Origin of the sequence: Streptococcus mitis (assembly GCF_946190275.1) — a bacterium.
Taxonomy (GTDB): Bacteria; Bacillota; Bacilli; order Lactobacillales; family Streptococcaceae; genus Streptococcus; species Streptococcus mitis_DC.
The window spans coordinates 1-23,136 of the sequence record NZ_CAMHZQ010000024.1; the positions used below are offsets into that span (position 1 = coordinate 1).

The 23,136-nt window shown below is 37.9% G+C and carries 22 protein-coding genes; 15 read left to right on the forward strand and 7 right to left on the reverse strand.

What is annotated here, in order from left to right; all coding sequences use genetic code 11:
• The first annotated feature begins 208 nt into the window (after positions 1–208).
• Positions 209–703 carry a YkgJ family cysteine cluster protein gene (locus N8M20_RS09545; protein WP_070482622.1) on the forward strand — a complete coding sequence of 165 codons (495 nt, stop codon included), beginning with the start codon at positions 209–211 and terminating at the stop codon, positions 701–703.
• Positions 704–759: 56 nt separating this feature from the next.
• Entirely contained in the window at positions 760–1,299 is a 540-nt protein-coding gene (locus tag N8M20_RS09550) for a ClbS/DfsB family four-helix bundle protein (protein WP_261080428.1), read from the forward strand.
• A gap of 203 nt (positions 1,300–1,502) precedes the next feature.
• Here the strand turns inward: N8M20_RS09550 and dhaQ are convergent, their stop codons facing one another.
• Both dhaQ and dhaS read right to left on the reverse strand, forming a co-directional pair.
• On the reverse strand, positions 1,503–2,492 hold the full coding sequence (dhaQ, locus tag N8M20_RS09555) for a DhaKLM operon coactivator DhaQ (RefSeq protein ID WP_261080429.1): 990 nt from the start codon (positions 2,490–2,492) through the stop codon (positions 1,503–1,505).
• The gene (gene dhaS, locus N8M20_RS09560) at positions 2,489–3,019 is read right to left on the reverse strand and encodes a dihydroxyacetone kinase transcriptional activator DhaS (RefSeq protein ID WP_070527476.1); all 531 of its coding nucleotides are present in this window, start codon (positions 3,017–3,019) and stop codon (positions 2,489–2,491) included. Before dhaS ends, dhaQ begins: the two co-directional genes overlap by 4 nt.
• A gap of 153 nt (positions 3,020–3,172) precedes the next feature.
• Between dhaS and dhaK the strand changes: the two genes are divergently transcribed.
• The 13 genes from dhaK to pdrM all read left to right on the forward strand — a co-directional run bounded on the left by dhaK (position 3,173) and on the right by pdrM (position 13,033).
• On the forward strand, positions 3,173–4,162 hold the full coding sequence (gene dhaK, locus N8M20_RS09565; protein ID WP_261080430.1) for a dihydroxyacetone kinase subunit DhaK: 990 nt from the start codon (positions 3,173–3,175) through the stop codon (positions 4,160–4,162).
• A gap of 21 nt (positions 4,163–4,183) precedes the next feature.
• Positions 4,184–4,759 (forward strand): dihydroxyacetone kinase subunit DhaL, encoded by a 576-nt coding sequence (gene dhaL, locus N8M20_RS09570; RefSeq protein WP_024057029.1) that lies wholly within the window; start codon positions 4,184–4,186, stop codon positions 4,757–4,759.
• Positions 4,759–5,133, forward strand: a complete 375-nt coding sequence (gene dhaM, locus N8M20_RS09575; protein ID WP_261080431.1) for a dihydroxyacetone kinase phosphoryl donor subunit DhaM — start codon at positions 4,759–4,761, stop codon at positions 5,131–5,133. Before dhaL ends, dhaM begins: the two co-directional genes overlap by 1 nt.
• A 732-nt stretch (positions 5,134–5,865) precedes the next feature.
• Positions 5,866–6,597 (forward strand): hypothetical protein, encoded by a 732-nt coding sequence (locus tag N8M20_RS09580; protein WP_261080432.1) that lies wholly within the window; start codon positions 5,866–5,868, stop codon positions 6,595–6,597.
• Positions 6,598–6,880: 283 nt separating this feature from the next.
• Entirely contained in the window at positions 6,881–7,072 is a 192-nt protein-coding gene (locus tag N8M20_RS10605) for a hypothetical protein (protein ID WP_314726191.1), read from the forward strand.
• 30 nt (positions 7,073–7,102) lie between these two features.
• Positions 7,103–7,315 carry a hypothetical protein gene (locus N8M20_RS09585; RefSeq protein WP_261080433.1) on the forward strand — a complete coding sequence of 71 codons (213 nt, stop codon included), beginning with the start codon at positions 7,103–7,105 and terminating at the stop codon, positions 7,313–7,315.
• Positions 7,316–7,374: 59 nt separating this feature from the next.
• Entirely contained in the window at positions 7,375–7,587 is a 213-nt protein-coding gene (locus tag N8M20_RS09590; protein ID WP_261080444.1) for a hypothetical protein, read from the forward strand.
• A 119-nt stretch (positions 7,588–7,706) separates the two neighbouring features.
• A complete protein-coding gene (pynA, locus tag N8M20_RS09595; RefSeq protein WP_261080434.1) occupies positions 7,707–8,399 on the forward strand; it encodes a pyrimidine 5'-nucleotidase PynA in 693 nt (230 codons plus the stop codon).
• Between the two features lie 64 nt (positions 8,400–8,463).
• Complete coding sequence (locus N8M20_RS09600; protein ID WP_261080435.1) at positions 8,464–9,219, forward strand: DUF4336 domain-containing protein; 756 nt, start codon at positions 8,464–8,466, stop codon at positions 9,217–9,219.
• Between the two features lie 11 nt (positions 9,220–9,230).
• Positions 9,231–9,884, forward strand: coding sequence for a uracil-DNA glycosylase (locus tag N8M20_RS09605; protein WP_261080436.1), 654 nt, complete (start codon positions 9,231–9,233; stop codon positions 9,882–9,884).
• 9 nt (positions 9,885–9,893) lie between these two features.
• Complete coding sequence (locus tag N8M20_RS09610; protein WP_001135781.1) at positions 9,894–10,358, forward strand: NUDIX hydrolase; 465 nt, start codon at positions 9,894–9,896, stop codon at positions 10,356–10,358.
• A gap of 12 nt (positions 10,359–10,370) precedes the next feature.
• A complete protein-coding gene (locus tag N8M20_RS09615) occupies positions 10,371–11,639 on the forward strand; it encodes a dihydroorotase (protein ID WP_261080437.1) in 1,269 nt (422 codons plus the stop codon).
• A 41-nt stretch (positions 11,640–11,680) separates the two neighbouring features.
• Positions 11,681–13,033, forward strand: a complete 1,353-nt coding sequence (gene pdrM / locus N8M20_RS09620) for a sodium-coupled multidrug efflux MATE transporter PdrM (RefSeq protein WP_261080438.1) — start codon at positions 11,681–11,683, stop codon at positions 13,031–13,033.
• Positions 13,034–13,247: 214 nt separating this feature from the next.
• Here the strand turns inward: pdrM and xerS are convergent, their stop codons facing one another.
• The 5 genes from xerS to N8M20_RS09645 all read right to left on the reverse strand — a co-directional run.
• The gene (xerS, locus tag N8M20_RS09625; RefSeq protein ID WP_261080439.1) at positions 13,248–14,318 is read right to left on the reverse strand and encodes a tyrosine recombinase XerS; all 1,071 of its coding nucleotides are present in this window, start codon (positions 14,316–14,318) and stop codon (positions 13,248–13,250) included.
• A gap of 842 nt (positions 14,319–15,160) precedes the next feature.
• The gene (locus tag N8M20_RS09630; RefSeq protein ID WP_261080440.1) at positions 15,161–16,711 is read right to left on the reverse strand and encodes a ClC family H(+)/Cl(-) exchange transporter; all 1,551 of its coding nucleotides are present in this window, start codon (positions 16,709–16,711) and stop codon (positions 15,161–15,163) included.
• Between the two features lie 16 nt (positions 16,712–16,727).
• Entirely contained in the window at positions 16,728–17,507 is a 780-nt protein-coding gene (locus N8M20_RS09635; RefSeq protein WP_261080441.1) for a ribonuclease HII, read from the reverse strand.
• Positions 17,494–18,345 carry a ribosome biogenesis GTPase YlqF gene (gene ylqF, locus N8M20_RS09640; protein WP_261080442.1) on the reverse strand — a complete coding sequence of 284 codons (852 nt, stop codon included), beginning with the start codon at positions 18,343–18,345 and terminating at the stop codon, positions 17,494–17,496. The genes N8M20_RS09635 and ylqF overlap by 14 nt, the downstream gene beginning before the upstream one ends.
• 240 nt (positions 18,346–18,585) lie before the next feature.
• Positions 18,586–23,136: SIALI-17 repeat-containing surface protein (locus N8M20_RS09645; RefSeq protein ID WP_261080443.1), on the reverse strand; the 4,551-nt coding region annotated here is incomplete at its 5' end.

Consider the following 23,136-nt stretch of genomic DNA (forward strand, 5'->3'; position numbering starts at 1 on the left):
ATGGGACTTTTTTTCTACACAAAAATAGGCTCCATAAGATCCATAGGGGATTTACCCACTACAAATATTATAGAGCCCATTAACCTTGTAACCTAGTTGCAAGGTTTTTTTGACGCATTTTAGAAAAGTATAGTCTTATAAAGTACACTTTTAAATGCTCCGGAGGCATGGTATAATAGGGGAAAGTAATTAGAATAAGAGAGAAACCATGTCTAAAGAAATTGATATTGAATACTACCACCAGCTAGCCTTACAAAAGCAAAAGGAGCACCGTAAAATTTTAGCCAATTTAAAGAAAAAACCTCCTAAAAACCTAGACAAGATAGCCCAACAGATTCACCAAGAAGTTTTTGCGGAGATTGATTGTACTGCCTGTGCCAACTGTTGCAAGACTTTGGGACCTGACTTTAAAGAAGCGGATATTACACGAATCGCCAAGTATTTTAAGATGAAATTACCAGCTTTTGAAGCGGAGTTTCTGCAGGTAGATGAAGATGGTGATAAGGTTTTTAAATCCATGCCTTGTCCCTTTCTAGGAGGAGATAATCTCTGTTCCATCTATGATGTTCGTCCCAAGGCCTGCCGAGAGTTCCCCCATACAGATCGCAAAAAGATCCATCAAATCAACCATTTGACGATTAAGAATACCTTGACCTGTCCAGCAGCCTATCTCTTTGTTGAGAAATTAAAGGATAAGTTATAGAGATTTAAAGGATAAAAAATTTCTAATAATAACTAACAATATGAAGGGAGAACTCTGTGCCTAGACCGAAAACAAAAGAGGAGCTAATGCTGGCCTCTAAGGAAAACTATGAAAAGCTCAATCGTTTCATCTCCCAACTAAGTGAAAATAAGCTACAGAATCCATTTGATTTTTCAAGAGACCCAAAGAAAAAAGAAGCCCATTGGAAAAGGGATAAAAATCTACGGGATGTCTTGATCCATCTTTATGAATGGCAGCAGTTACTTTTGACTTGGGTTCATTCTAATCAAAAAGGTCACGAAAGAGATTTTCTCCCTGAACCTTATAATTGGAAAACTTATGGAGAAATGAATGTCGCTTTTTGGAAGAAGCACCAGAAAACCTCCTTAGAAGAAGCGACTAGACTCCTAGAACAATCACATAGAGAGGTTTTAGAGTTGATAGAAGTTTTTAGCAATGATGAACTCTTTACCAAAGGTGTCTATCAGTGGACGGGAGGGACAAGTCTAGGTTCCTACTTTGTCAGTAGCACGTCAAGCCACTATGATTGGGCTATGAAAAAACTCAAAGCTCATCGGAAGAATTGTCAGGGATAGATGGCCTATTTGAAATTGCAAGAATGAGTTCTTTTAAACGTAATACTCTTCGAAAATCAAATTCAAACTGCGTCAACGTCGCCTTGCCGTACTCAAGTACAGCCTGCGGCTAGTTTCCTAGTTTGCTTTTTGATTTTCATTGAGTATAAGATAAAAACAAAGGGCCATCAAGTGATGTAGCCCTTTTGAGTAATACAAGCAAATTACCATGCAAAAGCTGTCGTTGGAGCATTAAGTGCTTCTAACCATTGTTTATTTTTCGCAGGGCATAGAGTTACGGATATACCTGCCATATCCAGACTGGTCATAAATGTTCCTGATTTTATAAAGGGAATAGTGACTCCTTCAATTTCTAAGAGTTGAAGGAGATCATTGAGAAATATGCCCATTTCTAGGTTGCTAGTAGTACCTAGATTATTTACAAGCAATATAAATTGATCACCACGTTTCCAATGATAGTGCAATCTTAATTTGCTTATAATTTCATTCGCAAGGATTTCCGAAGATTGAAATGGGACGATACGATATCCTTCTTCGCCATGTATCCCTATGCCATAGGAAATATTTCCTTCGTCCAAGTTAAATAGTGGAAGGGTGGTTTGGGGTAGACTAGCGGATTTTGTTGCAAAGCCAATTGTTGCGATTTCGGGAGCAATCTCATGACCTAAATCGGTTAGTTGTTCTATGTCGGCACCATTTTGAGCTGCAAATCCTAGAATTTTATGAAGTAAAATTGTCCCTGCAAGCCCTCTTCCTCTAATTTGAAATCTATTGTGAGGTTCAATTGAAATATCGTCGTGTGCTAGACTATAGCCGACTTGAATTCCTTCTTGTCTAGCAGTATTAATGGCCGAGCTAAATTCTTTGATGTCTGCTTCGAAATTTTTTACAATGATGAAGACACCGTGACCATTGTTTAAAAAACGAATGGACTCTAAGATTTCAGTTCTTGTAGGAGGAGTAAATAATTGGCCATAGATAGCAGCGGTAAGCATCCCTTCTCCCACATATCCAATATGCGCAGGTTCGTGACCTGAACCTCCACCCGACAATATGGGAACCTGATGAGGATTGCGATTTTTTTGATAGACTAATGGTAAAGTAGGGTGTTTTTCTAATTCAGGATGACTGCTGACAGTTGCCGAAATGTAACTTGAAATAATTTTTTGTTTATGATTTGAAATAAATGTCATTGTGGTCTCTTTCCAATAATTGTCATGATTAGAAAGTCTGGTTGTGGAACTGGACTTTTTTTATTGACGTAAGCCTTCACGATTTCTGCTAGAGCATGTGAATGATAGTCTAACAAAAAACAAGTATAAGCAGATGAATCGATATCAATCTGACCGTATTCTCTTAAAATTTTTGATACAAGCAAGCGACAGTAGCTGATAAATTGGTCATAGAAGTTATTTTGTCCTTGAATATCAAAAAGTTGAATATAAAAGTCACGCTCTTGTTCGAAATAAAAAAATAATTCTTGTAATAGTTTTTGGCCTGAAATGAAGTCCAAGTTATTGGTGATATACTCGGTTAAGTCATTTTCAAATATCCAGTCGAGCAGTTCATATTTGTCAAGAAAGTGATTATAAAAGGTCTGTCTACGAATGCCAGCTGATTCCATGATATCTACAATAGAGATTTTGTCAAATTCTCTAGTAGCTAAGAGGTCTCTAAATGCCTTGGCAATCCGTTTTTTTGTAATGAGTGATGATGCCATAGGAAACCTTTCTTTTACTTCCTTCATTTTACCAAAAAAATGTTTGAAACGGGTTTAAAAGGGGACAAATAAAAGAATCTGTCCCTTATCAGCCAGCAATAAAAAATATATAATGAAAGCGAAAACAAAGGTAGATGCCGAAAGGAGTTTCTCATGAAAAAAATTATAAATGAACCGACACAAGTTGTTGATGAAATGTTGCAGGGGTTGTCATTCATGCATGATGACTTGGTAGAACGCTTAGATGGTTTTGATGTTATCGTTAGAAAGGCAGAAAAGACAGGAAAAGTTGGACTCATTTCAGGTGGAGGCTCAGGACATGAACCAAGTCATGCTGGATTTGTAGGAGATGGAATGTTGTCTGCTGCCATTTGTGGAGCAGTCTTTACCTCACCTACTCCAGACCAAATTTTAGAGGCCATTAAGGCAGCTGATGAAGGTGCTGGTGTCTTTATGGTCATCAAGAACTATTCTGGTGATATCATGAACTTTGAAATTGCACAAGAACTTGCTGAAATGGAAGGTATTGATGTAGCAAGTGTTGTGGTTGATGATGATATCGCTGTTGAAAATAGTCTCTATACCCAAGGTCGTCGAGGTGTCGCAGGTACTATATTAGTTCATAAAATTTTGGGAGATGCGGCTCGTTCTGGTAAATCCTTAGCTGAAATGAAGGATTTGGCAGATAAACTTGTGTTAGAAATTAAAACAATTGGGCTGGCCTTGTCTGGAGCAACTGTTCCTGAAGTTGGCAAACCAGGATTTGTTTTAGAAGACGATGAATTTGAATATGGTGTTGGTATTCACGGTGAGCCAGGATACAAAAAAGAGAAAATGCAGCCTTCCGCACAATTAGCATCAGAATTAGTTGAAAAATTATCTGAAGGTTTCCAACTTAAAGCTGGCGAACGCTATGGCCTTCTCATCAATGGTTTAGGAAGCACTCCACTTATGGAACAATATGTATTTGCAAATGATGTTGCTAAATTGCTCCATGAAAAAGGTGTTCGGTTGGCATTTAAGAAAATAGGGAACTATATGACTTCAATCGATATGGCTGGTTTGTCATTAACATTGATTCGATTGGCAGATGATGAGTGGTTGGATGCTCTAAATGCACCTGTTACTACCCAAGCTTGGTAAAACTTAAGGAGGAAATGTCGCATGAATGCTGAACAAGCTCTTGAATGGATGAAGCTTTTTAATGAAAAGATTCAGGAACAGAAAGATTACCTTAGTGAGCTGGACACTCCTATAGGAGATGGAGACCACGGTGGAAATATGGCGCGTGGCATGGCTGCAGTTATGGAAAACTTAGAAGGAAAGCAATTTGAGACAAGCAGTGATGTTTTTAAACTTGTCTCAATGCAACTATTGAGTAAGGTAGGCGGTGCTTCTGGTCCCTTGTATGGCTCTGCTTTTATGGGCATGGCCAAGGCTGATTCAAATTCGAAATTAGAAGAAATCTTACAAAGTGGTTTGGATATGATTGTCAAACGAGGGAAAGCAGAAGTTGGAGAAAAGACAATGGTTGATGTTTGGACTCCTGTTATTGCTGCCTTGTCTGATGGCCAGTTGACTCAAGAGGTTATTGATCAGGTAGTGAATGCTACCAAAGATTTACTTGCAACTAAAGGAAGAGCGTCTTATGTAGGAGAACGATCTCTCGGACATATTGACCCTGGATCATTTTCATCAGGATTACTCTTTACTGCTCTATTAGAAACTGGGGTGGTTTAATGGGAAGCATTGGTCTTGTTATCGTTTCACATTCCAAAAACATTGCACAAGGTGTTGTTGAACTGATTAGTGAAGTGGCTAAAGATGTTTCGATTACTTATGTAGGAGGAACCGAAGATGGAGGAATTGGAACAAGTTTTGATCAAGTAGATAGGGTTGTTTCCGAAAATCCAGCAGATACTTTATTAGCTTTTTTTGACCTAGGTTCTGCTAAAATGAACTTAGAAATGGTGGCCGATTTCAGTGATAAGAGTATCATCATCAACAGTGTTCCAATTGTAGAAGGCGCCTATACTGCAGCTGCTCTTCTTCAGGCTGGGGCAGAACTGTCGGTTATTCAAACACAGTTGGCGGAGCTTGAAATCAATAAGTAAGGAATTTTACTATAACTCTTTTTATAGATGGGCTATTGATTATCTCAACTATCAAATTTTAAGTAAATAATTTCAAAATCAGAAAGGGATTGCTTTATGCAGTTCCTTTTTAATGTAAAAGGAGTGGAATCATAGCGTTTCTAAATTGTTAATACTCTTCGAAAATCAAATTCAAACCACGTCAACGTCGCCTTGCCGTACTCAAGTACAGCCTGCGGCTAGTTTCCTAGTTTGCTCTTTGATTTTCATTGAGTATAATAATTCAAAACTGATTGTGATGGGACTATTCTAGCTTTAGAATTGCTCAAAAATTAACATTTAAGGCTATCAATAGCTTAGAATAGCGCGAAAACATTTAATTTATAGGAATTCTAAACCTAGAATTGCATAGATATTTATGAAGCCAGGGTATTCGATAGTTAGGATTGTTCTATTCTGAAAGATTTGAGCTGTCAATTGTATAGGATGGTGTTTTGCCAATGAATTTTGTTGAAAGATTCATTGTTTTATGATAGTCTAAAGTAAAAGAAAGCCTTATCATTAGATTGATACCTTTTATCTGAGTTTAGAAGAGGGATGAAAAGATATTTTACGTCTCCAAATAACAATTATATTTTCACTTGCAAAAAATGTATTTGAACTCTATCTAATGTAGAAGAAGGAAATATCATGAAACGTTTATGACTTGTTGGAAAGAGAATGTGAACTAAAAATAGATTTAGGAGTAGGTAGATGAGTAATCTAGAATCAATGCGTAAAGCGCATATCATCGTGTGGGGTGCCTATCTATTTTTATCATTAAGGGTGCCGTTAATTAGCAGTACTGAGTATTTCTTGCTTATTTTTTTAGCATTCCTCTATTCGATAGTGTCGCTACCTATATACTCTGTGAAGAATAAAATAGTATCTATTTGTCTGGCTATAAACTCAATTTTGTTAATGAGTTTCCCGATTTTAATAAATAAATATTTCCCAGGAAAGGTTTCTACTTATATCGTATTAATTAGTATTTTTATCCTGGAGTTCTTAATCTTTAATATAATTGGTAAAAATTTTGATACTAGATTAGCTAGCGAATATAAGAAAATTAGTCAGTTTAAAAGTAAGATGTCTCAATCTCCTTGGATAAAATATTTAGAGATTTCTAGTTTTATATTAACTATATTTCCATTTATTCTTCATGGTACAGTTGATAATCGTGTATTGACTCTTATCTTTTTGATAAAAATTTGTGTAGATACTACGATAAAGATTCTATTAAACATAATCTTTAAGACAAGTGAGATGATGAAAAGGAGGATATTTTCTCTTTTTGTACTAGATTTGATTGTCTATTTATTTTTAGGCTATGTTTTAGCAATGCAAAAAGATGGATACCTATTTTCAATTCTACTAATTTTTTCTAATTTTTCACTTCCCTTTATCAGAGAAAAAGAGTATGAGTTATTTAAAAATAAAAAATGAGATAAATATGGTTAAATCTTATTTCTCTTTAAAATCAAATAGTGAAAGGATATCTTATCTAGATAACAAAGTGCTTTAAACGCAGTCGACGATTACTGATTAGAGAATTATCCTAACCATGCAACGTTAAAGAGGAGAAATCTTATGAAACTCGTATCACCAAATAATGATGCTGCTATTGAGTAAGAAGTGATGAGGTGTCTTGATAGGGGATTATCTCTACATTAAGACGGGGGAATGTTACAGTAAACGTGGCCACTACTTATTTTATGGGGAATTAAATATGTTTAAACTAAGTGATAAAGTCAGAGTGGTCTTTGCTCTTTTAGGAGCAAGTTCCATATTAGTCAGCATGTATCTTATTCCTCTTATTAAAACTGAGAATAAATTTTGGGAAATACTTTTATTTATATTAGGTGTATTGATAATTGCAATTGCGTTACTAAGTCATAAAAAAATTAAATTTTGGAAATAGCGTTAGTGAGAAGGAAAGGATAATAGTATTATGATGGTTGTCTTAATTTCAGTGCTTGTGGCATTTCTGTATTATGTAAGTACAGAATATTTTAAGAATAGTTATATTGACTGTATACTATTTCTATCATTGCTGATTTCTCATTTGATATGGGATTACTATTTTTTGCCCATTGAAGTTTTAGTGGCATTAAGTGGAGTAAATTTGCTGTCAAGATTATTCAAAAAAATGAGAAGTCAATAGAGTTGTTAGTGGCTTGTTAGTGGATTATAAAGATGAAAGGTAAAATGGGGATATTTAAAATGAAACATTTTTTTGCAGGAATTGGTGAGATAAAATTAGCTTTCTACATCTTATATGTTTTGCTAGGTCTAGCACCTTTATTTCACACTTACATAATAAATGCTGATACAGGTGTGGGAAATCCAACTTTAACTGTTATAGGGGGAGTCTCCGTATTTATTTTGACTATTGCTCGAATTTATAGAAAATTTTTTTATAATTCACTAGAATAGTATGTGTTAGTTAATCAATTGGAACGATTATTTTTGTTATACTTTACCACTTTTAAGTTTTTTCATTAAACAACCGAATGAAGTGAAAGTTGTTTATCCTAGAAAGGAAAACTCTCAAATTGTATTATAAATTTCTACTTTTCGACCTTGACCACACTCTTCTTGATTTTGATGCTGCTGAGGATGTGGCTTTGACACAACTCCTAAAAGAAGAAGGAGTTGCAGATATTCAGTCTTATAAAGATTATTATGTTCCTATGAACAAGGCTCTCTGGAAGGACTTGGAGCAAAAGAAAATTAGTAAACAAGAACTGGTTAACACGCGCTTTTCTCGTTTATTTGCTCATTTTGGACAGGAAAAAGACGGTAGCTTTCTAGCCCAGCGTTACCAGTTTTACTTAGCCCAGCAGGGACAAACACTTTCAGGTGCGCATGAGCTTTTGGACAGCCTCATCGAGCGAGATTATGAGCTGTATGCTGCGACAAATGGAATAACTGCCATTCAGACAGGGCGTTTGGCTCAATCTGGTCTAGCACCTTATTTCAATCAAGTCTTTATCTCTGAACAATTGCAAACACAAAAGCCAGATGCTCTCTTTTATGAAAAGATTGGCCAACAGATTGCAGGTTTTAGTAAAGAAAATACGCTGATGATTGGAGATTCTCTAACCGCCGACATCCAAGGTGGTAATAATGCTGGGATTGACACTATCTGGTACAACCCTCATCACCTCGAAAATCCCACACAAGCCCAGCCAACCTACGAAGTCCATTCCTTCCAAGACTTGCTGGATTGTTTAGATAAACTGTAAAAAGTGGTTTAGACAGCCACTTTTTGCTATAATAGAGGCAGTAAAAACGAAGGAATAGTTAACGATGTCAAGGCTAGAACTTTCTCTTTATGAACCATTGTATACACTAAAGGAAGTTGATCAAAATATCTGGATAGTGGATGGTGATTTGATTCAAATGGATATGAAGATCTTCAAACTTCCTTTTCAGACACGTATGACGGTGATTAAGTTAAATGATGGCAAACTTTGGATTCATTCTCCTATTGCGCCAAACGAGAAACTCTTTACTGAACTGGACGCTCTGGGCAGAGTAGCTTACCTGATTTCACCAAATAAGATTCACTACGCCTATATTGCAGATTGGAGAAAAAGATATCCTCATGCGCAAGCATGGTCTAGTCCAGGAGTTGAAGAGAGAGCGAAAAGTCAGAATGTCAAGGTGGAATTTGATGCTGGCTTAACAGATAAGGCTCCTGACCTATGGTCTGATGAGATTGATCAGCTTATTTTTAAGGGAAGTTCTGTCATCGAAGAGGTCGTGTTTTTTCATAAATCAACTAAAACACTCATTGTAACAGACCTTATAGAGAATTTTGAACCTGAAAAGATAGCTAGTCCAATCCGCAGAAAATTCTATCGTTTAGCTCGTGTAACAGCCCCTGATGGTCAAACTCCTATTGATTATCGTATGACTTTTTTAGGAAGACAAAGGGAAGCAAAGGTTTCCTTTTCCCGTATGTCAAACTGGAAACCGGATAAGATTATACTTGCACATGGTTTATGCTTTTTTAAAAATGGTGCGGATGAATTAAGACGTGCTTTTAGATGGATAAGATAAAGGAGGGAAAGATGGAACACTCGTCTTGGCATGCTTTGATTAAGGAGCAATTACCTGAAGGTTATTTCGGGAAAATCAATCAGTTTATGAACCAGGTCTATGCACAAGGAACTGTTTATCCACCCAAGGAAAAGGTTTTTCAGGCTCTCTTGACTACACCGCTTGAAGAAGTTAAGGTGGTGATTTTAGGGCAAGACCCCTATCACGGGCCAGGTCAAGCGCAGGGCTTGAGTTTTTCTGTTCCTGACTCTATCCCAGCTCCGCCATCCTTGCAAAATATCTTGAAAGAATTGTCAGATGATATCGGAGTTAAGAAATCCCATGATTTGACGGCTTGGGCTGAGCAAGGAGTCTTGCTTCTCAATGCATGTCTGACTGTTCCTGCTGGTCAGGCCAATGGTCATGCTGGGCAGATATGGGAGCCATTTACAGATGCTGTGATTCAGGTGGTCAATCAACTAGATAGACCAGTGGTCTTTGTACTCTGGGGAGCCTATGCACGCAAGAAGAAGACCTTGGTTACCAATCCTCATCATTTGATTATCGAATCAGCCCATCCCAGTCCTTTATCGGTTTACAGAGGATTTTGGGGTTCCAAGCCTTTTTCCAAGGCCAATGGATTTTTAGAAGAGACAGGACAAGAGCCAATCGATTGGCTTAGATAAGGAGAAAATATGCCTCAGTTAGCGACGATTTGCTACATTGATAATGGGAAAGAACTGCTCATGCTTCACCGTAATAAGAAACCCAATGATGTCCATGAAGGGAAATGGATTGGTGTTGGTGGGAAGCTAGAGCGAGGTGAGACTCCTCAAGAATGTGCTACGCGTGAAATTCTTGAAGAAACAGGGCTCAAAGCCAAGCCAGTTCTGAAAGGCGTTATCACTTTTCCAGAATTTACACCAGATTTAGACTGGTATACCTATGTTTTTAAAGTAACGGAGTTTGAGGGTGACTTGATTGATTGTAACGAGGGAACGCTGGAATGGGTTCCCTATGATGAAGTCTTAAGCAAGCCGACTTGGGAAGGTGACCATACCTTTGTTGAGTGGCTTTTAGAGGACAAACCCTTCTTTTCAGCCAAGTTTGTTTATGATGGGGATAAATTGTTGGATACCCAAGTCGATTTCTATGAATAAAGGAGAAAGCAGATGCTACTAATCAAAAATGGTCGTGTAATGGATCCCAAGTCTGGTTTAGATCAAGTGTGTGATGTCTTGGTTCAAGATGGGAAAATTGTCAAAGTTGCTCCTGAAATCAAGGAAGAAGGAGCAGAGGTGCTTGATGCTACTGGTCTAGTCGTTGCTCCTGGCTTGGTCGATATCCATGTTCATTTCCGTGAACCTGGTCAGACCCACAAGGAGGATATCCATACTGGTGCCCTAGCAGCCGCTGCAGGTGGTTTTACAACGGTTGTCATGATGGCTAATACTAGCCCAACTATTTCAGATGTGGAGACTTTACAAGAAGTTCTCCAGTCAGCTGCCAAGGAAAAGATTAATGTTAAGACGGTTGCGACCATTACTAAGAATTTTAATGGTCACGACTTGACTGACTTTCAGGCACTTTTAGAAGCAGGTGCCGTTGGTTTTTCTGATGACGGTATTCCTCTTGAAAGCAGCAAAGTGGTTAAGGCAGCCATGGAAGAAGCTAAGAAACTTAATACCTTTATCAGTCTCCATGAGGAAGATCCAGGTTTGAATGGAATCCTTGGTTTTAACGAAAACATTGCTAAAGAACATTTCCATATCTGCGGTGCGACTGGGGTGGCTGAGTACGCTATGATGGCGCGTGATGTCATGATTGCCTATGCAACTAAGGCCCATGTTCATATTCAGCATTTGTCTAAGGAAGAAAGTGTTAAAGTAGTGGAGTTTGCTCAAGGGCTAGGTGCGCAAGTAACAGCAGAAGTAGCGCCACAGCATTTCTCTAAGACAGAAGCACTTCTTTTGACACAAGGTAGCAATGCTAAGATGAATCCTCCACTTCGTTTGGAATCAGACCGTCGTGCCGTTATCGAAGGTCTCAAGTCAGGTGTCATTACAGTCATCGCGACAGACCACGCGCCTCATCATGCAGATGAAAAAAATGTCGAGGATATCACCAAAGCGCCATCTGGTATGACAGGTTTAGAAACCTCTCTGTCTCTCGGTTTGACTTATTTGGTGGAAGCTGGGGAATTGACCTTGATGGAATTGCTTGAAAAAATGACTGTTAATCCAGCCAAGCTTTACAACTTTGAAGCAGGTTACTTGGCTGAGAATGGTCCAGCGGACATCACTATTTTTGACGCTGAGGCTGACCGCCTTGTGGACTCCCATTTTGCTTCCAAAGCAGCTAATTCGCCATTCATCGGTGAAACCTTAAAAGGGCAGGTTAAATATACCATCTGTAAGGGACAAATCGTCTATCAAAACTAGGTGGGAGTCTGCTCTGTAAACAAAAAGAATAGAGAGCCTATATGTACCAAACCCATCATTTCAAAGACAAGTTTATCTTATTTTTAAAGATATTTTTCCCTATCCTGATTTATCAATTTGCCAATTATTCTGCCTCCTTTGTTGATACGACTATGACAGGTCAATACAGCACTATGGACTTGGCTGGTGTGTCTATGGCAACCAGTATCTGGAATCCTTTCTTTACATTCCTAACTGGGATTGTTTCAGCCTTGGTGCCCATCATTGGTCACCATCTTGGTCGAGGCAAAAAGGAAGAGGTTGCGTCTGATTTTTACCAATTCATCTATCTGGCCTTGGGCTTATCCGTACTCTTGCTGGGGATGGTGCTTTTCTTGGCACCACCAATCTTGAATCATATTGGGTTAGAAGCACCAGTGGCAGCAGTAGCGGTTCGCTATCTCTGGTTTTTATCTATCGGGATTATTCCTTTGTTGCTCTTTAGTGTCATTCGCTCTTTGCTGGATTCGCTGGGCTTGACTAAACTGTCCATGTATCTCATGCTTTTGTTACTTCCTCTCAATAGTGGATTTAACTATCTCTTGATTTACGGTGCCTTTGGTGTTCCAGAGCTGGGAGGTGCGGGGTCTGGTTTAGGTACTTCCTTGGCCTACTGGGTCTTGTTGGGAATTTCTGTTCTAGTTTTATTTAAACAGGAGAAGCTCAAATCCCTACATCTTGAGAAGCGCATTCCGCTTAATATGGATAAAATCAAGGAAGGGGTTCGCTTAGGTCTGCCTATTGGGGGAACTGTCTTTGCGGAAGTGGCTATCTTTTCTGTGGTTGGCTTAATTATGGCGAAGTTTTCGTCCTTGATTATCGCTAGTCACCAGTCAGCTATGAACTTTTCAAGTCTTATGTACGCCTTTCCTATGAGTATCTCATCGGCTATGGCCATTGTCGTGTCTTATGAAGTGGGAGCCAAGCGATTTGATGATGCTAAAGCCTATATTGGTCTAGGAAGATGGACTGCCCTCATTTTTGCGGCCTTCACCTTAACTTTCCTTTACATTTTTAGAGGAAATGTGGCCAGTCTTTATGGTAACGAGCCAGAATTTATCGATTTGACAGCGCGTTTTTTGACTTACAGCCTTTTCTTCCAGTTAGCAGATACCTTTGCGGCACCTCTTCAGGGAATTTTGCGAGGTTATAAGGATACAGTTATTCCTTTTTACCTTGGTTTGGTTGGTTATTGGGGCGTAGCAATCCCAGTGGCTATGCTATTTGATTCCCTAACAGATTTTGGAGCTTATTCATACTGGATTGGTTTGATTATTAGTCTGATTGTGAGTGGGGCGCTCTATCGTTGGCGTTTAACTGTGATTATGAAGAGATTTGAATCCAGAAAAGCTTGATTTTTAGAATTCCTGCAAGCAAAAATATCCTTCCTTATCTGCATTATTTTTGCTATAGTTAAATTAGTAGTAGGCAAATGAGAATTTCAAAAATATAGAAACAATTGATATACCACGCTACTTTACTGGTATCAGATATAAAGAAAAAGAAGTTGCTTATTTTTAGCAGCTTCTTTTCTTGACATATATTTTACATAAGTTATATTACGTAAAATCATAAACTATCCAAGGCATTCTTTTGTTCATCATTAACGATATGGGTATAGAGGTCAGTGACTTGTGTACTGGCGTGTCCTAGCTGATGGCTGACCAAAACTTGCGATTTAGTAGCATCATAGAGCCTAGTTGCTAGGGTATGGCGCAGTTTGTGGGGGGTTACACGAACTTTGAAGTCTTCAGAGTATTTAGCAACCATTTTTTCGACGCTGGATGCGTCAATACGATTGGGAACACCTCGATAGAGAGTTAGAAAGAGTGCAATATCCGTCTTTTCAGTCTTATAGCGTTGATTTCGAATGACTAGATAATTCTCTAGATAAGGCTTAGCAAAGGCAGCGACATTGACCGAGTCACGTTTGCCACCTTTTCGAGTGACATCAATAACCATCATCTTGAGATTGAGATCTCTTAGATCCAGATTAACAGCTTCAGATAAACGGACACCAGATGCCAAGAGAAGGGCGATAATAGCCAAATCACGTTCCTTATTTTTATTAAACGATGATAGAGCTCGATTTGAGAGCTGTTGTGGGTACTCTTGGTCAATATAAGTAAGAAAACCTTCTGTTTCATCACCAAGAAAGAGTTTTTGCTTGATGTTTTCAGCTCTGGCAGCAAGCGTTTCTTTCTTTTTCTTTGTTGAAACTTTCTTCATTACATTACGATAAAAATAAGGCTCTCCCTGATCGTTTTCAACTTCCTCGGTCAGATACTTGTAAAGACTGGAAAGAGCTGATAAGGTCCGATTGATGGTCGTTTGGGAAACGCCTTGCTTGGTTGTATTGGCATTCAGCAAAGGACGTTCTCTAAGATAAAGGATAAAAGCCTCCATATCTTTCTTTGACATATTTTCCAAGACAGATAAAGGAATATCAGACATTTTATCAGAGTTTGAAATCCCAGACTCCAAAACCCAGCTGAAAAATCGATCGTATTCCTTGAGGTATTCGTACAAGGTTGTAAAACTGTAAGGAACAGCAAGCTTAGATTGGTAGTATTCAAGAACATACCAGGGCATGATATGTTTTAGTTTGTCGATTCGTTCCAGTAAGATCTCGCGTTTCATGATTTTCTCCACAAATAAGTCTACTAGTAGTATAGCATATACTTATTTATTTTTCAAGAAAATTATAGTTTTTCGGAAAGATGTTATAAGAGTTTTTTTAAAGTGATAAAAAGATTTAGACCTGTGTAATTGGAACAAAAATAGCTAAAAATGTACCCTATCAAAGTGAAAACTGGAAATTTATTAAACCTGAATTTTAGTGAGAATATACTTTACTAAAACTTAAAACCTTATTAAATCAAATGTTTCTAGGCTTACAAGGGGTTTCGTAAGTGCTGAAAATGTACTTTATACAAACTTAAAATAAAGTACATTTCAATTATAAAGTACATTTTTCAAAGAGTGTACATTACCCCTTAAACTCAGTTGTATCAAGGGTTTATCCACTGTCTAGGGAAAAGTACAAAAATTTTTAGTTTTAGTTATAAATCTTTGGAGTTATTATTGTGAATCATTATCTAGTGCTTTTTCTAGTTTCCAAATACTAAACCAGAATGAAATAGTCAACAGAATAAAGAAAATAAAAAAGAGATTATCAGTAACGATACTTCTGTTCATTCTACATAACTGAAGAGCTATATAAGGAATAAGGAGCTATGATATACAAAATACATTGTATAATTGCTATCGTTTTCTTTTTCATGATTTTAATCTTACTGTACAGATTTGATACAGTAAACTCCTTTCTAACTTAATTATAGTCTTGTTTTTACCATAGTTCAATTATTTGTATGAGAAATACCTTATCTGTAAAAAATAACCGATCTCATTGCTGAGAATCGGTTTTCCAATATATTTAATTAAGAAGTTTATTTTTACATAATATAAATTATGTAAAGCACCTATAACAACAAATCTTTGACTTTTCCAATTTCACTTTTTGGAATAACCAGGTGGATCATATCACCCAGATACATTCTGGTTGAGCCGTTAACTGTTTGGCTCTTGCCATTATGAACTTGGGTTGTGATGAGGATGTTATGAGGCAAGTTGAGTTCGTGTACTTGTTTTCCGGCAATTTTGTCAGATACAGGGATTTCAATAAGTGTGACTTCTCCTTCATCTGTCGCTTCTTCTGGCAGCATTTTTTCTAGCATGGCCTCATAGACTGGCGCACCTTTAAGTAAGTCCATGATGATATAGGCAACTAGGGTTACTAAGCCAAGTGGCATGAGATTGCGAATATCTCCTACCATCTCAGTTACGAGTATCATAGCGGTTAAGGGAGCCTTGGATATTGCTCCAAAATAGCCACTCATTCCTAGAATGACAAATATAGGGAATTGCTCTTGACTAACAAGTCCAATATTCACACAAATGACACCAACTAGGGCACCAAGCAAGGAACCAAGCGCCAGAATGGGAAGGAAAATTCCTCCTGGAAGGCCACTTCCATAGCTAATCATGCTCCAAACAAAGCGAATTAAAAAGTAAGCTAATAGAACTTGGAAACTAAAATCTTGCTCAGTTAGGGAAAGAACCAGCTGATTTCCACCTCCAAGAATCTGGGGTAAGAAGATGCCGACTGGTAGGATGAGAATAAAGGCAAAAATTGGATAATATGCTCTATCCAAACGGACTTTTTGACCAATCCAGTCATAAACTTTACCAACATTGAGTACAGCTTTCTCATAGAGAAAACCGGAGAGCCCGAGAAAAATTCCCATGAGGAGGTAAATCCAATACTGGTCTAGAGTCATGAGTGGGATATTATCTGGCATATCCAGTACGGGTGTTAGGCCAAATATGAGCAGAGAAACAAAGTTTGCTACGAGACTGGCTGCTAGAGTTGAGACCCAGAAAAAGCGTGAAAAATGGTGATAGACTTCTTCTACCACAAAGAGAAGTCCTGCAATGGGAGCATTAAAGGCAGCTGCTAGTCCTGCTGCAGCCCCACTTGCAATAAGGGAACGCTCCTCTACTGGACTGGATTTGAGCCACTTGGCAATTCCTTTACCACCAACTGCTCCAAGTTGGATACTAGGTCCTTCACGCCCCAGCATGAGTCCACTTGCGATTGCAAGAATACCTAGAATATATTTTTTCCAAAGTACGCTCCACCAGTTGAGGGTCATCAGTCCCTTTAATTCAGCTTCGACTTGAGGAATTCCTGAACCTTTGATGTCTTTTTCTGACCGAGTTAATTTCGCACTGAGCCAACAAACTATTAAATAAAATAGACCAATGATAAAAAGATTGCGCACTAGGTGCGCTTGATCTTGATAAAGTCCTTGTATCAGGTGGAAGCCTTTTTCGATTGAAAACCGAAAGGATCCGACGATGAGCCCGACGACGAGTCCAACAATGATTCCTCGTCCAACTTGGGATAATATGGTGCTTGAGGCAAAGGCAAATTCTTTCTTGGAGCTGAGTGTTTCTGACTGTTCCTCCATAATCATTCCTTCTAACTTAACTTTCTTTTTCTCCTGAAACCAGCGATTTAATGGGTTCAAAGCTGGTTCGGTGAATTGGGGTAACTCCTAGTTTATCCAGTCCTTCCAGGTGTTTAGCTGTTCCATATCCTGCATTAGTAGCGAAATCATAGCCAGGGAACTGCTGATCGTAGTCCTTCATCAATTCATCACGTGTCACCTTGGCTACTATAGAAGCCGCTGCAATCGAGAGGGAATTGGCATCTCCTTTGATGATAGATGTTTGTGAAATTGGTAAATCCAGTCTCATGGCATCTATCAAAAGGTGCTCAGGTTGAGGACTGAGCTGGGAGATTGCTTCCTTCATAGCTAGTTTGGTTGCTTCATAGATATTGACTTGGTCAATGAGCTGATTATCCATGATACCAATCCCGATTGACAAGGCTTGCTCCTGAACTGCTTGGAAAATCTCCAGATGTTTCTTTTTAGGAATTTTCTTGCTGTCGTTGAGACCTCTAATCTTACAATTTTTAGGCAAAATAACGGCTGCAGCAACTACTGGCCCAGCCAGAGGACCACGACCAACCTCGTCAACACCTGCTATCAAGGTCAATCCTTGCCTATAAAGTTCCTTTTCGTAGGAAAGCATGGATTCCAAACGAAGATCCTCATCCAATTCTGCCTGAATGGCTTTTTTACGCTTGCTGATTTCCTTTTGAACTCCAGAACGATTATCCTGCTCGAGTTCTAAAAAAATAGGGCTTTCTAACTCCTTGACCGTTGCAAGGAGTTCTTTGATTTCTTTAATCGTCGCCATCGAGGTCTTCCAATGTATCTAAGGTATAGTTACCGAGTTTGCCGTCGCGAACTTCCTTCACGAAGAGACTGTAAAAGCGATCATAGTCGTCACGGAAACCGAGGGCACGGGTTATATCCATAATAATAACAGGCGCTTCTTCTTCAATTTTCATTTGTTTAAAGCGTTCGGCCAACTTTTCTGGATAATGTTCTTTGAAATAATTCAGACCAAAAATGGTTACCTCGTCCATAGGAAGCAACTGGTCTTTGATAGCTCCAGTCAAGGCCAACTTAAGCGCAACAGTTTCATCTTCAAACTTAGGCCAGAGAATCCCTGGTGTATCCAAGATTTCCAAGTCTTTATTGGTTTTGAGCCATTGTTGCCCCTTGGTCACACCTGGTTTGTTACCGACAACGGCAATTTTCTTACCAGCCAAGCGGTTCATGAGAGTTGATTTACCAGCATTTGGAATCCCGATAATCATGGTACGCAAGGTTTCAATCTGGATACCACGTTCTTTTTGACGAGCTATCTTATCAGCCATGAGCTTTTTGGCCGCATCTGTTACAACTTTTACAGTCACTTGCTCTTTGGAGTTGATAGCTAACGTCTGGATTCCCTGTGATTCAAAATACTGGCGCCATTCCTTGGTAATTGCTGGGTCAGCTAAGTCTGCCTTGTTTAAAATCAAGAGTTTTGGTTTGTCACCAACAATTTTGGTCAACATAGGATTTTGACTAGATAGAGGTAAGCGTGCATCCACCAAAATCGTCACAAAATCAACAAATTTTAGATTTTCCTGCACCTGTCGACGCGCTTTAGACATGTGACCAGGAAACCATTGAATAGTAGCCATTGAGTTTTTTTCCTTTCATAGCAAGGGTTTAGAGCCCCTATTGTTTGAACATCAAGGAGCTTTCAAATGAATAATGTCCAAACAGTTCTTGTTTTATAACATAGAAATCTACTTTATATTATATCATGCCTTTTCTATTTTGTCTGATGATAGCATTTTAAGCTCTCTGTATAGAAAAAAGCCATCAAATGATGACTTTTCATAGGGAGCAAAAAACTGTCTCCTTTATATTTTAAACATTTAAATATCTTTTTTAAACAGTTGATTAAAGAAACCGTCTGTATTTTTTAGTAGGGCCTTAAAGACTTTAGATTTCAAGTCTACTGTATTTTTGAAATGATCTTTAATTTTCGGATCTGACATACCATCAAGATCTTTTTGAACAGCTTCATCAAACAAAGCTTTAATCTCAACATAAGTACTAATTCGTTTGCCATCAATTTCAATGGCTGTAAATCCTTTTTCGGCCTTTTCCTTAACAGATCTATACCATTCTTTCTTCCATGCTTCGAGCGTTGTAAACGTATTATCTGATACTTTCTTAATAATAAAGTCATCGCCTAGCAAACCTTTATTCTCTTTAATAGCTGCATCTTTGTATTTGTTAGATACATAACTAGTGAAACCTTTGTCATATCCAAAATAACCCCACATGCGGAAGGCATTGTGTTTGAATGATAATGAACCAGGAGCTCCAAGACTAGTATTACCACCATAAATACCAGCCATCATATTGACGTTTACATATGCTGAGTTGACAGCATAATCTTCAGGGCGATAACGTCCGTTACCTGGATTTCCATGTTTTGTCATGAAGTTATTATCCACTAAATCATTGACGCTAGATAAAGTCATTACCTTTTCTTCACCTTTCAAATCACGGACACTATCCCATTGGTTTGGACCTAAAAGATCATTGTACTGAATCTTAGAGCGCATTTCTTTGTCAATCTTCTTGAACCACTTACTATTGTCTCCCTTAATTTTAGGAAGTACAGCATCAGCTTCTACATAATCAAGCAACATCATAGCTTCATTGTAGTTTCTCATGTAGCGGTCAATGTCATCACGTGTCTTTAATTTGTCAGGATCTGGGTTGTACCATTGGTTACCGTCATTTGGACGATGGTAAGCCATGTTAATTCCAAGTGCGCCGTATTCACCATTAGTCGTTGAACTATCAGGTGTTTGCAACATACCTTGTGCATAGGCTTCTGCATTTGTACCAACACGTTGACTGTATCCTCCGTAATAGAGCATTCGGTCATTGACGTGTGTTGTTTCATGTGTAAAGGCTGAAATACCAAATTGTGATATTAAATCGGTTACCATAAAGTAAACTTGGTCATTATTGTTTGCACTATCGTAAATACTAGCCATAGCTCCCATGGCTCCATTTGTTGCGTGGAATTTGCCAGTTGGACCATACAATTCTCTAATAGGTCTGATAATTGCCCCGTTCTTTCCGTACCCCATGCTGTTGGCACCGTCGACTCCATGGTAGTTTTGGTTATCCCAAACTGGTGTCGGTACCATATTTTGACTCTTAAGAAGTCTATCACGAACATTAGGTAGAGCTAATCTGGACCAGAAATCAAGATAAGTTTGTTGTCCCTTAGCAACTTTATCAATTTCTTTCTTAAATTCGTTTCGAGCTTCTTCTGTATGTTTTCCATATTTCTCAAATGAACTGTACGCCATCGTGTTATATGTTGAAATTAAGAACATATGGGCATCTTTAAGCGTTAGAAGTGGTAAAATCATACGACCATGAACACCGTTATCTAAACCATCAAAGACTCTATGACGTTTATTGACAAAGTCAGGATTTGTAGTTTTAGGTTCTGAAACATAAACATTCTTAGCTGAGTGGATAAACCAATCATTGATGTCTTTATCCTCTGTAAACAAACGCATGTTGTATTCTAGGAAGTTACGAAGACTACCTTTACCAGTATTACTTGCAATAATTTCACGGTAAGCATCCTGAGTTCGGTCCCCCTTTAAGTTCTTCTCGCTAGACCCGATGTTAATCAAGCGATCTAACACACTTGGTGTTTTACCGTAGAAGTCAGGTTTAAATATCATAATGTCTTTGATACTCATACTGTTGTCAGTATACTTAATGTTATAGTAACGGTTCAAGTAAGATAGAGCCATCATAATTTTCGCTTTATTATCGTCAATTTTCTTCACAAGTGCTTTCATCGCAGCTTCGTCACTATTCAATTGATGATCTTCATTTTCGACTAAATCTTTCACAAATTTATCAAGATTGTCTTTGACGTCAGTAAAGCTTTCTTCTAGATACAAATCAGCTGGATTTCCAATAATTTTACGAACATCTTGCGAATCGTATGTGACTGAAGATAACTTCTCTTTCACATCTGCAATCAGTTTGTCTCGATTTTTAACAACCATATTCGGTGTATAAACAACATCACCAAGACCAGATACGCTATATTCACGCACTTGTTGGACTTTAGAATCCTTGAGTGTGACCACCATTTCTTCTTTTGTACCATCTGCATAGTGAATCATTATTTTATCGATATCCGATAAATCGGTCACGAATTGACCATCCTTCATTCCCGTAACAGAAAGGACTTCTTTCTTAGCTAAGTTTGAATCTTCTGCAAGTTTGTTACCTTGGTTGACAATCCATTCTTTATTATAAAATGGTTGAAGTTTCTCAATATTACGATAAGCCAGATCTCGATCTACTTTATAGTCTTGGGTTGACTTATATTCATCTTCTCTTCTGGTTAAACGATTTAAGCGATTGACCACAGGTTCGTTGATTTCGTATTTATCAGCAGTAAGTCCAAAATTTGCAATTCTCTTGTTAGCTTCATCTTGACTAATTTCTTTAATTTTGTCACGAGAACGTTTGTATGAATGCTTACCTGAACTGACACCTTTGACAACAAAGTTACGCTCTAACCATCCATTTGTGAAATAACCACCATCGTAGTCCAAATCTGAAGAACCAAAGAACTCTTCACCATTTTCAACTCTCATCATTGAAATATTATCTTCCAGTTTACCAAAAGGAAGATTGCTATTGATAAATCCACCTGTTTCAAACAAAACTTTAGTCTTAATGGTTCCTTTGGCGACCGATTTACGAATTGAACCGTATTTACCAATTCCCATAGAGTCGTTACCATTATCTGTTTTAGCAACTAAACCACCTATACGGGCTCTGTTAGCAACAATATCAGCTTCGACATATGCTTTTGCAACATTACCTCTCCAAATCTCACCGGCAATACCAGCCATATATTGACCTTTATCACCAACACCCGTGAGTTTACCGATGAAGGCTACATTTGTCAACTGACCACCACTATCGATTTTATTGACGATACCCGCAATATTGTTATTAGCAACTACATTACCAGTCACCTTAACATCTTCAACAGTTGCATTTTTCACCATGTTGGCAACAGGTGCTATTCCGTCAGCCCAAGGCATATTGATATCCACATTACCTAAATTAATATTCTTCACAGAACCATTTTCAACACGGTCAAATAAGGGACGGGCAATATTATGAATTGTATATTGTTTACCATCAACACTTGATAGATGTCCCTTAAACGTACCTGGAACATATTGTTTGTTAGGCGTTGGTACATTCGTTGCATTCAAATCTGCTCCGATTTTAAATGTACCATTTTTATTAACATTCATAGCCTCTACTAAATCTTTAAAGTTATAGTAGACATTATCTTCTTTAGGATGGGGTTTTTCTATATAATAAACATACTTATTGCGCGCCTTAGATGGATCAATGTGTTGAATCAAATCTTGAGCTTCGGCAGTGATTTTATAAAGTTTTTGGCCTTCTTCAGTTACTTCCTCAATTTTATCAACTGCTAAACGTGTTACCTTATTATCACGACTAGTGATTTTTAAGTACATTTTCTTCACATCTTCATCAGAAGGTTTTTCGCTCATGAAATCACTAGTAGATTCTAAACCATCTTCAGACACTTTTACTAAATTAGTAGATGCGATGTTTTTCAACTCAACTTTTTTCAAATCCAAGCGAAGTGGTTTCTCTTCTAATGTTGCAGTCTCTTCTCCCTTACCACGGTCATAGGTCATAGTGGTTTCTATCTTATAGTCCTTGTAGAATTTTAAATCTTCTACCTGCTTATCTAATTGCTCTGAAGTTAAATCTACTGTTTTGACAATTTCATTTCCATCTTTAATTGTCGCAGTAATTTTATTGATCTTGACTCCATCTGTATTAACCAAATGATAAGAAAGATTTGCGGAGCGGTCTAATACATTTGTATTTGTTCTATCTAAGGTCAAAACAGGAGCCGTTTTTTCTTTTGGCTTTTCTTTGGTACCTTTTACAAGAATTTCAGGCTTCATTTCTTTCAAAATAGTTACTATTTCAACTGGTTCACTGATTTTTTTGCCATGTAACTCTTCATAGCTAGTAACAATTTGACGTTCGCCATCCTCACCAATTTGTTTAATAGAATTATCACCTATAAATTTGGTAGAATCAAATTCTTCTACAGTCGTTTTAGGAATAGTCTCTGTACGAATATCGGCATGTAAAGAAGGCAACTCTTCTCTTTCTGATGCAACTTCTGAAACTGTAGATATTGGTTCAGTATACTCTGGAATGTCGATAACAGGTGGCTCAATCAAGTTTCCATTTTCATCGATCCCTGTTGTACCTACTGGTTCCGTGTATGCTGGTTTTTCATGAACTTCTGGTTCAATAAGATTACCGCCAATTGGAGCTGTATATTCTGGTTTCTCATG

Coding starts and splice junctions, on each gene's coding strand:
- dhaS (WP_070527476.1), bottom strand. CDS start 3,019: ATGGCATCATCACTCATTACAAAAAAACGGATTGCCAAGGCATTTAGA.
- N8M20_RS09605 (WP_261080436.1), top strand. CDS start 9,231: ATGGAACACTCGTCTTGGCATGCTTTGATTAAGGAGCAATTACCTGAA.
- N8M20_RS09630 (WP_261080440.1), bottom strand. CDS start 16,711: ATGGAGGAACAGTCAGAAACACTCAGCTCCAAGAAAGAATTTGCCTTT.
- dhaQ (WP_261080429.1), bottom strand. CDS start 2,492: ATGACATTTATTTCAAATCATAAACAAAAAATTATTTCAAGTTACATT.
- N8M20_RS09590 (WP_261080444.1), top strand. CDS start 7,375: ATGAAACATTTTTTTGCAGGAATTGGTGAGATAAAATTAGCTTTCTAC.
- dhaK (WP_261080430.1), top strand. CDS start 3,173: ATGAAAAAAATTATAAATGAACCGACACAAGTTGTTGATGAAATGTTG.
- dhaM (WP_261080431.1), top strand. CDS start 4,759: ATGGGAAGCATTGGTCTTGTTATCGTTTCACATTCCAAAAACATTGCA.
- N8M20_RS09600 (WP_261080435.1), top strand. CDS start 8,464: ATGTCAAGGCTAGAACTTTCTCTTTATGAACCATTGTATACACTAAAG.
- pdrM (WP_261080438.1), top strand. CDS start 11,681: ATGTACCAAACCCATCATTTCAAAGACAAGTTTATCTTATTTTTAAAG.
- N8M20_RS09615 (WP_261080437.1), top strand. CDS start 10,371: ATGCTACTAATCAAAAATGGTCGTGTAATGGATCCCAAGTCTGGTTTA.
- N8M20_RS09545 (WP_070482622.1), top strand. CDS start 209: ATGTCTAAAGAAATTGATATTGAATACTACCACCAGCTAGCCTTACAA.
- dhaL (WP_024057029.1), top strand. CDS start 4,184: ATGAATGCTGAACAAGCTCTTGAATGGATGAAGCTTTTTAATGAAAAG.
- ylqF (WP_261080442.1), bottom strand. CDS start 18,345: ATGGCTACTATTCAATGGTTTCCTGGTCACATGTCTAAAGCGCGTCGA.
- N8M20_RS09580 (WP_261080432.1), top strand. CDS start 5,866: ATGAGTAATCTAGAATCAATGCGTAAAGCGCATATCATCGTGTGGGGT.
- N8M20_RS09585 (WP_261080433.1), top strand. CDS start 7,103: ATGATGGTTGTCTTAATTTCAGTGCTTGTGGCATTTCTGTATTATGTA.
- xerS (WP_261080439.1), bottom strand. CDS start 14,318: ATGAAACGCGAGATCTTACTGGAACGAATCGACAAACTAAAACATATC.
- N8M20_RS10605 (WP_314726191.1), top strand. CDS start 6,881: ATGTTTAAACTAAGTGATAAAGTCAGAGTGGTCTTTGCTCTTTTAGGA.
- N8M20_RS09610 (WP_001135781.1), top strand. CDS start 9,894: ATGCCTCAGTTAGCGACGATTTGCTACATTGATAATGGGAAAGAACTG.
- N8M20_RS09635 (WP_261080441.1), bottom strand. CDS start 17,507: ATGGCGACGATTAAAGAAATCAAAGAACTCCTTGCAACGGTCAAGGAG.